The organism is Blastomonas sp. CCH1-A6, assembly GCF_001556365.1.
GTDB classification, from domain to species: domain Bacteria; phylum Pseudomonadota; class Alphaproteobacteria; order Sphingomonadales; family Sphingomonadaceae; genus Blastomonas; species Blastomonas ursincola.
Genome location: NZ_LSIS01000012.1, coordinates 1 through 3,097, shown reverse-complemented (window position 1 = coordinate 3,097; position 3,097 = coordinate 1). Strand labels below are relative to the sequence as shown.

General features: G+C 51.1%; 3 protein-coding genes. All 3 read left to right on the top strand.

The genetic code is table 11. The features are described 5' to 3' along the window. The first annotated feature begins 149 nt into the window (after positions 1–149). The 3 genes from AX735_RS00380 (at position 150) to AX735_RS24790 (ending at position 2,923) form a co-directional block, all read left to right on the top strand. Complete coding sequence (locus AX735_RS00380; protein WP_156447375.1) at positions 150–737, top strand: phasin family protein; 588 nt, start codon at positions 150–152, stop codon at positions 735–737. Positions 738–979: 242 nt separating this feature from the next. Beyond that, positions 980–2,191, top strand: coding sequence for a DUF262 domain-containing protein (locus tag AX735_RS24015; protein ID WP_082750843.1), 1,212 nt, complete (start codon positions 980–982; stop codon positions 2,189–2,191). 6 nt (positions 2,192–2,197) lie between these two features. Then, positions 2,198–2,923 carry an MAE_28990/MAE_18760 family HEPN-like nuclease gene (locus AX735_RS24790; protein WP_137775522.1) on the top strand — a complete coding sequence of 242 codons (726 nt, stop codon included), beginning with the start codon at positions 2,198–2,200 and terminating at the stop codon, positions 2,921–2,923. Positions 2,924–3,097: the final 174 nt, after the last annotated feature.

The following is a 3,097-nucleotide window of genomic DNA, read 5'->3' as shown; positions in this document are numbered from 1 at the left end:
TCTTTGGTTCCGCGGCCTTGGCGACGGGCTTGGGAGCCTCTGCCTTGGCTGCGGCACCTGCCGTAACCCCGGCGTCCGTGGCGGCGAAGCCTGTCCCCGCAGCCAAGGCAGAGGCTCCCAAGCCCGTCGCCAAGGCCGCGGAACCAAAGATGGCCAAGCCTGCCGCCAAACCGGCAAAGCCCAAGACCACGCCCAAGAAGTCCGCAGTCAACGCATCACCGGTCGCCGCCAAGGCCGCCGCACCCGCAATCAAGAAGGAAACGAAGATCATGACCACCGCAGAAACCATCACCACCGAAACCAAGAAGGCCGCCGAAGCCATGACCGAGCGCCTGAAGAGCCTGATGGGCGACATGTCGACCCGCGCCAAGACTGCCTATGAAAAGGGCACGGAAATGGTTTCGCAGGCCAGCGAGTTCAACAAGGGCAATGTCGAAGCCCTGGTCGAATCGGGCAAGATCGCTGCCAAGGGCGCGCAGGAAATGGGCCAGGCCTATGCCGAAGACGCCAAGAAGGGCTTTGAAGAGCTGACCGCGGCGCTCAAGGAAATGACCACCGTCAAGTCGCCGACCGAGTTCATCGAGCTGCAGACCAAGCTGGTCAAGAAGAGCTTCGACACCGCCGTCGCCCAGACCTCGAAGAACAGCGAAGCGTTCATCAAGCTGGCCGGCGACGTGTTCCAGCCGATCTCGAACCGCGTCAGCGTCGCGGTCGACAGCTTCAAGAAGGCCGCGTAACCCTTACGCCCCTTCCCGCTGGGAAATCAGAAAGCCGCCCCGGGTGACCGGGGCGGCTTTTTTTGCAACGCTTCGGCCAGTTCGCTACGGTTCTAATCATCACATCATTTGTTGACCCTGTCGAGAACCTCTCAATCGATGTTGAGCTCCGCTAAGCAGCTGACTCCAGAAGCAGCACAGTTCACGGCCTTTGACCTTCCTGATGCATTTCAGTAGATGATACCAAAAGTTGGAGGTCCTAAATGGCGGATGATGAATTTGAAATTGTGCACCTCGGCGACGAAGCCGAAGAGGATTTGGCCTTAGCGCAGCCAATGGATACCGGCCGGGTTGACCCCGATCAATTTTTTGCAAACAGTGCGTTTCGTGTAGTATATCAGACAAATAATTTTTTCCTTCCGCAAATTAAGGATCTAATCGATAAAGGCGAGGTATTAAATCTGCGCCCAGAATATCAAAGGAGGCTCCGATGGAGTGTGCCGCAAAAATCTAGGCTTATTGAATCATTACTTCTTAATATTCCCATTCCGCCAGTATTTTTGTTTGAAAGCGACGCTGCCCGTTATGAAGTGATGGATGGCCAGCAACGACTTAATGCAGTCAGAGAATTTATGGCGGGAGGCTTCGCCCTGAGTGGGCTTGAGGTTCTTAAACCATTAAATGGACTGAGATACTTGCGTTGCCCGCCGCGAATCAAGAGGGCCCTTGATCGCTCTACGCTCTCAGCAATTGTTCTCCTTTTAGAAAGCGAACCCTCTGCACCAGGACGCCTATCCACCACCGATATTAGGCGATTCATATTTGATCGGCTCAACACGGGAGGAACCAAACTAAATGCACAAGAAATAAGAAATGCTATCTATCCTGGGCATTTTAACCAAACCCTGGTCCAGCTATCTCGCCTCCTTCCCTTTACAGATACATTTGACATCCCCCCTTATATTGAAGCTGATCCGAACGACTATTATGAGAATGAAGAAAGACAGAAAAATACTCTATACTCAACAATGGCCGATTGCCAGCTCATACTAAGGTACTTTGCCTTAAAAGACGACGCCAATATCCGTGGATCAATGAAAGCCATGCTGGATCGAGCCATGGAGGTGCGAACCGGGATTTCAGAAGCGGAAGCACTAGCACTGGAAGAAGAGTTTAGAGAGCGCTACACCTTCCTTTATGAACTTTTTGATCGTCGCCCATTCAGGTTGCCCCCCGATGCCCGGGGGCGCGAGCGAGTTTCTGCTGCCCTTTACGATGCATCTATGGTCGCTATCGAAGTGCTATGGCAACGCCGGCATGCAATCTGGGAAGCCAAGGACCACGTTCAACAAAGACTTCAAGATGCACTTGGTGACGAGGATCAGATGACAGTCCTTACGGGCCAAGGGAACACCGCACAGGCTGTCAAAGACCGCATCGCGCTCATGGTGAGCATCCTCCATCCAGTGGAGTGACACTTCATGGCAACCGTTTTCTCCGTAATACTGGAAGATTACGAGGAAGAACTCGATGCGATTCGCATTCTGGTCGATGCATCGGCAGACCCGGCGCATGGGAAGCCACGAGCCCGTATCGCTGGAGCCAATGCCGCAGTACTTCTCTTGGCTGCCACCTTCGAGGAATTCGTTCGCCAATTAGCACGCGCATATGCAAAAAATGTAGTGGATACCTGCGGGTCATTCGAACGCTTGCCACCCAAGCTTACGGGAGTTGCATGGCGAAGAACATTAGAGGCAATGGCACGCACCCGGCTAGACTCACAATCTACAAATATTTCCCGCGAGGGAATGTTTACAGATTTACTCATACGATTCACCAAGGTTTACGAATTTTGCAAAGGTGACATTTCTCAAGATATTTTTGACGAGTTGATTCATAACGAAAATAACATGAGACCTCAGGAGATTAATGGATTGTTCAATATAAGTGGACTAAAAAACATCTGCATGCTTGCATCATCACATCCAGAAATAATGCTGTTTGTCAACGAATTTGAACCAAACAAAGCAAACGCACGTATTGTTGAACGTATTGAGGAATTTTTTGAAAGACGCAATCAAATCGCGCATTCAATAAACGCTATGCGATCCAGCGGCCCCGGACAGATCAACGAAGATATCAATCTCCTAGCAATCTTCGGTAAGGCTATTGCTGCAACACTGGAGGCCCAACCCATTCCAGCTTGAATTGTATATCCCGGGGTTAGAGGGGTGTAAGCTTACCTACGGATATACAAATGTCCTTGCACGCTCCACGTGAAATACAAATATTGGTTGTTTGTGACAAGGCCGCGTTAGCTTTCCAATCTTTGGATCTTAAACTTACTGTCCATCTCCCCCAAAATTTGATCCACCTCAATG